6 protein-coding genes are annotated in these 4,415 nt (G+C 52.1%); all 6 read left to right on the forward strand.

The genetic code is table 11. The annotated features are described in order from the left end of the window. The first annotated feature begins 47 nt into the window (after positions 1–47). The 6 genes from BZJ18_RS16935 to BZJ18_RS16955 all read left to right on the forward strand — a co-directional run bounded on the left by BZJ18_RS16935 (position 48) and on the right by BZJ18_RS16955 (position 4,405). Positions 48–866, forward strand: a complete 819-nt coding sequence (locus BZJ18_RS16935) for a replication endonuclease (RefSeq protein WP_443216524.1) — start codon at positions 48–50, stop codon at positions 864–866. Then, complete coding sequence (locus BZJ18_RS16940) at positions 796–1,623, forward strand: replication endonuclease (protein WP_158011305.1); 828 nt, start codon at positions 796–798, stop codon at positions 1,621–1,623. The genes BZJ18_RS16935 and BZJ18_RS16940 overlap by 71 nt, the downstream gene beginning before the upstream one ends. A gap of 175 nt (positions 1,624–1,798) precedes the next feature. Further along, positions 1,799–2,002, forward strand: a complete 204-nt coding sequence (locus BZJ18_RS17490; protein WP_131825305.1) for a hypothetical protein — start codon at positions 1,799–1,801, stop codon at positions 2,000–2,002. A 4-nt stretch (positions 2,003–2,006) separates the two neighbouring features. Then, entirely contained in the window at positions 2,007–2,207 is a 201-nt protein-coding gene (locus BZJ18_RS16945; protein ID WP_077458520.1) for a major capsid protein, read from the forward strand. Between the two features lie 1,692 nt (positions 2,208–3,899). Next, entirely contained in the window at positions 3,900–4,064 is a 165-nt protein-coding gene (locus tag BZJ18_RS17850) for a virulence factor TspB C-terminal domain-related protein (protein WP_443216525.1), read from the forward strand. Between the two features lie 8 nt (positions 4,065–4,072). Beyond that, complete coding sequence (locus BZJ18_RS16955; protein WP_077458528.1) at positions 4,073–4,405, forward strand: DUF2523 family protein; 333 nt, start codon at positions 4,073–4,075, stop codon at positions 4,403–4,405. The last annotated feature ends 10 nt before the right edge of the window (positions 4,406–4,415 follow it).

The following is a 4,415-nucleotide window of genomic DNA, read 5'->3' on the forward strand; positions in this document are numbered from 1 at the left end:
TAAACCTCGTACATCGCGACGCCTCGCCATACTGCTCAAAAGCAAACCTGCACCGCGCCAAATACCGCACCGAAACCAACAAAGCCATGTTGCAAAACACAGTTGCGGTTGACGAATCCGACCCTGACAACTTCTTCACCTTGTTTGAGCTGGCCGCCAAATCTCCGTCTAACGAACACATTCGCATGTGCGAGATGTTCACCCGTTTACGCGGGTTTGAAGAAATCGCGCAGGAACTGGGGCACGACGCCACTTTTATTACTGCTACCTGCCCTAGCCGCTTTCATGCGGTGAGCCAAGGTGAACCCAACCCCAAATGGTTAGAAGCTGGCAAGCCCACAACCCAAGACGCCCACGATTACCTGTGCGGCGTTTGGCAAAGCGTTCGAAAAGCCCTCGATAAGCTCAAAATCAAATTTTACGGAATGCGTGTTGTCGAGCCGCATCACGACGGCTGTCCGCACTGGCACATGTTGCTGTTCTGCGACCCGCGCCATACCGACACCATCATCGACGTGTACCGCCGTTTATCACTGCACGATTCACCCACCGAGCAAGGTGCAAAACGCCGCCGTTTTGTGGTGGAGCGTATCGACTGGTCACGCGGGAGCGCCGTTGGCTATATCGCCAAATACCTCAGCAAGAATATCAGCGGCCAACATATCGCGAGCGATAAAGAGACGTCGCTTAACGGCACCGACGCAGCCAACGCCGTCCGCACCTTTGCCCGTGTGAATGGCCTGCGCCAATTTCAATTCTTTGGTGGCCCATCGGTCACGACTNACCATCAACGACGTGTACCGCCGTTTATCACTGCACGATTCGCCCACCGAGCAAGGTGCAAAGCGCCGCCGTTTGGTGGTTGAGCGTATCGACTGGTCACGCGGGAGCGCCGTTGGCTATATCGCCAAATACCTCAGCAAGAATATCAGCGGCCAACATATCGCGAGCGATAAAGAGACGTCGCTTAACGGCACCGACGCAGCCAACGCCGTCCGCACCTTTGCCCGTGTGAATGGCCTGCGCCAATTTCAATTCTTTGGTGGCCCATCGGTCACGACTTGGCGCGAGCTGCGCCGCATACGCACCGAATTTCAAAAGGACGATGCCATGTTTGCAGATTTAGATGAAGCGCAGTGGTTCGCGGTCGAAAGTGTCCGCCGTGCCGCTGATGCGGGAGACTGGAAAGCGTTTTGCTACGCAATGGGCGGCGTGTTCGTTAAGCGCAATCAACAACTATTGCGTCCCCACTACCACGTTCCCCACATCATGGATGCCTTGCTCGAAGAATTTGTCCCGAAAAAGACGCGGTTCGGTGACAACGCGACAGCACGCATCACCGGATTGACCTTTCACTCCATGTTTATTCTSACCCGCTTYAAGACATGGCGCCTAGAGAGCAAGCAACGTTATCTGCGCAGCCACAAAACCATTTTGACCGAAGTGACCGACATCTTTGATGTTCTGGAAGCCGAGGAAGAATATCGCCGCATGTCGGATGCCCGTTATGACGAACTCGCCGCCCAAGTCGAACGCTACGACGATTTAATCGCGCTGGCAYTTGAGGCCGACGAGCAGCAGCAGATCGCGTGGGCGGAGGCAAGCGCAGCGCCGCCCGCGTGAGCTGCCTTGGACTTGTGTCAATAACTATCACCCCATGAACAAAGGAACCCAAACATGATTATTTCAGGCCAGATTCTTAGCGAAACCGATTTACAAATTAAGACTCGCACCAACCCCAACACGGGGTTGCGATGTCCGGTTTTAACCTCGTTGAGCTACCTAAACAGGCTTAACGATGTACGTCTTGGTTTGCGAGCAACCCTTTAACGGTACGTTCTGCGCCTCTGGTGCGCAGGCTGTGACCCTCGATACTTTGCTCGCCCAAGCTGGCGCAGTTCCGCTTTCTATGGAATTCGTGCTTGCCATCATGCCCCAGACACTCACGTTTTTGGTGTTGTGCTGGGGATTATCCGCCGTTCGGCGTTTTATTTGGAGATAAACATATGAAAAAGAAACTGTTAGTGACCCTCGCAACTGCGGTTGCACTGGGTGCGTCCCCTGCATTTGCAGCGATTGATACCGCTGGTGCGGTTGGCGAGATTAGCGGCATCAGTGAAGCAGTTGTCGCAGTCGGTGGTGCCTTGATTGGCTGTGCGGCGACGGCCGTGTCGGTCAAGTGGGTCAAAGCGGCCATCTTTGGTTAATCCGTAGCATGGGGGCGAAAGCCCCCTTTTGGGAGGCGTCATGGTGGTCACTCAAGATATGTACGTTGCGGGCATTGTCTTTCTCGGTTTGTTTCTACTGTTTCGGTGAAAATCATGCGACGTTTATTGGTTAACTTTGTTTGTTGTTTGTTTTTTATCACCTTTTCTGCGGAGGCTGCTCGCCCTTGCTCAGATCCGAGAGCAATGGCAAATATTCGCCATATTAAGCCTAGAGCTGAAGAACTATACATTGGTAAGCGTATTTGGAGTGGCATCACTGAGGATAAAAAAGATCCGGCATTCTGGCGGACTATCAAGTCTGTGACGTGTGAGTCTGTTAAGACGACAGATACTGTGGGCCGTCCTTTAGTGGGCCTTAAGTGTGGTTATTATCGCGAAACCTCTCAATATGCTGAGTATGTTGACCCGTTTTATGGTTTAGAAGCAACGTGTTCACTTGTTAATAAGAAAGATTATGACGCCTTTGAGTTACCAATCAATGGTGAAACCGTACNACAGCTTTGTGATGCTGAAACGCAAACCTGTGATATGCCGGAAGGTGCGCTTCCTGTAGGCAGTGATTGCACTGATACTAACGCGTTTCCTGTGACATTCGAACGCGGTAACTCGCCTGGCAACAATATTTGCAATGGGGGGTGTTACGCTGAAATAGGCGATCTGCAGCTCTGTACGGGTGATACATGTAACGCGCAATTCTCGAATACAGGTCAAACGTGCTCAGTTTCAGCAAACGGTGATATTGAAAAATACGGCGATCCGATTGATGGTAGCACCGGTTCAGATGATGGCTCAGACTCCGGCAGTGACACCGACACAGGTGACGACGGTTCGTCTGGCTCTGGTGATGGTTCGTCATCCGGTGGAACCACTGGCGGTACTTCTGGTGGGACAAGTGGCGGCACCTCTGGCGGTGAAGACTCCGGCAGTGGCATTGATACGGCTRGCATTATTGGTGCGATTAACGACCAAACCGCAGTCCTTGATAGCTCAATCCAAAACGTGGCCGATAAAACGCAAGCCATCGACACCGCTATCTATAACGAGATAGTCCCCAAACTCGAACACCTTGCTTCAGTTGACCAAGGCATCAACTCCGTTAACGACAAGCTACAAATTTTGATTGACTCTGCCAGCACGGCGGAAGAAGTCCGTAACGCTGAGCGTATGCTGTTAGACAATATCAGCCAATGGAACGAGCAAACCCTCGGCGCAACTCAAGACGTGGTCAAAGAGCTACGCGCTGTAAGCTGTGGCCTTGACCCCAATTGTTTAGACAATGGCGATACGGGCGGTGGTGACACGGATGGCGACGGTGATGGCAGCTCTGACGGTGACGGGAATGGTGATGGCTCGGGTGATGGTGACGGTGATGACGGTGACCCGTCCGGCGAATGTGACCCCGACACTGAAGAATGTGGCGATGGTGACGGTGACACCAATGGCGCTCAGCTGAGTTGCACCGAACAGGCACAGAACTTCCAATGCACTGGTGATCCGATTCAATGTGAACAACTGCGCCTGCAATTTGAGCAAGCCTGCATTTCTGACGATCTCAAAAAGCTAGAAGAAAAAATCGACAACATGACGGATTACGAGATTGCTGACGTGCTCGTACAAGAAGATGAAGTCGATATCTCAAACATCGTCAATAACACAAAACACAGTGTTGCAATGTCCGGCGGCTGCCCTGCTCCGCAATCAGTTTCCGTACTGGGCGCTAGCGTCTCCTTCTCRTATGACATGATTTGCGAGCTTGCTRGCACACTTCGACCGCTACTTATTCTGCTCTGCTCCGTGATTTCAATGTTCATGGTAGGCCGTGCCGTCACATCATAGGGGGAACTATGCCAGCAGTCTTTTATTCTATCGGGGCGTTTTTACTCGCACTYGCCCCYAAAATCATCAAGTTTTTAACCAGCCATGTTGCGRTTGCGCTCGGTTTTTCGCTTGTCGCGTACACAGGGTTAGATATGGGCATCGACCAACTGACCGGATACATCCAAGASAATATTGGTGGGCTTCCGTCTGACATGACAGGCATCCTTGGCCTGCTCGGTCTCGACAAGGGCTTAAACATCATTATTTCAACGCTGGTCTGGACAACGACATACAAAGGCTTGTCCGGTGCGCGTTCTTACCGTTCCAGCTGGCGCAAACCCACAACCTTTGGTGGTTAATCATGCTCTA

The organism is Salinivibrio sp. IB872 (genome assembly GCF_001995345.1).
GTDB classification, from domain to species: domain Bacteria; phylum Pseudomonadota; class Gammaproteobacteria; order Enterobacterales; family Vibrionaceae; genus Salinivibrio; species Salinivibrio proteolyticus.

Bases quoted from the DNA above. Each gene is read 5' to 3' on its own strand.
- BZJ18_RS17490 (WP_131825305.1), top strand. From the start codon at position 1,799: ATGTACGTCTTGGTTTGCGAGCAACCCTTTAACGGTACGTTCTGCGCC.
- BZJ18_RS16945 (WP_077458520.1), top strand. From the start codon at position 2,007: ATGAAAAAGAAACTGTTAGTGACCCTCGCAACTGCGGTTGCACTGGGT.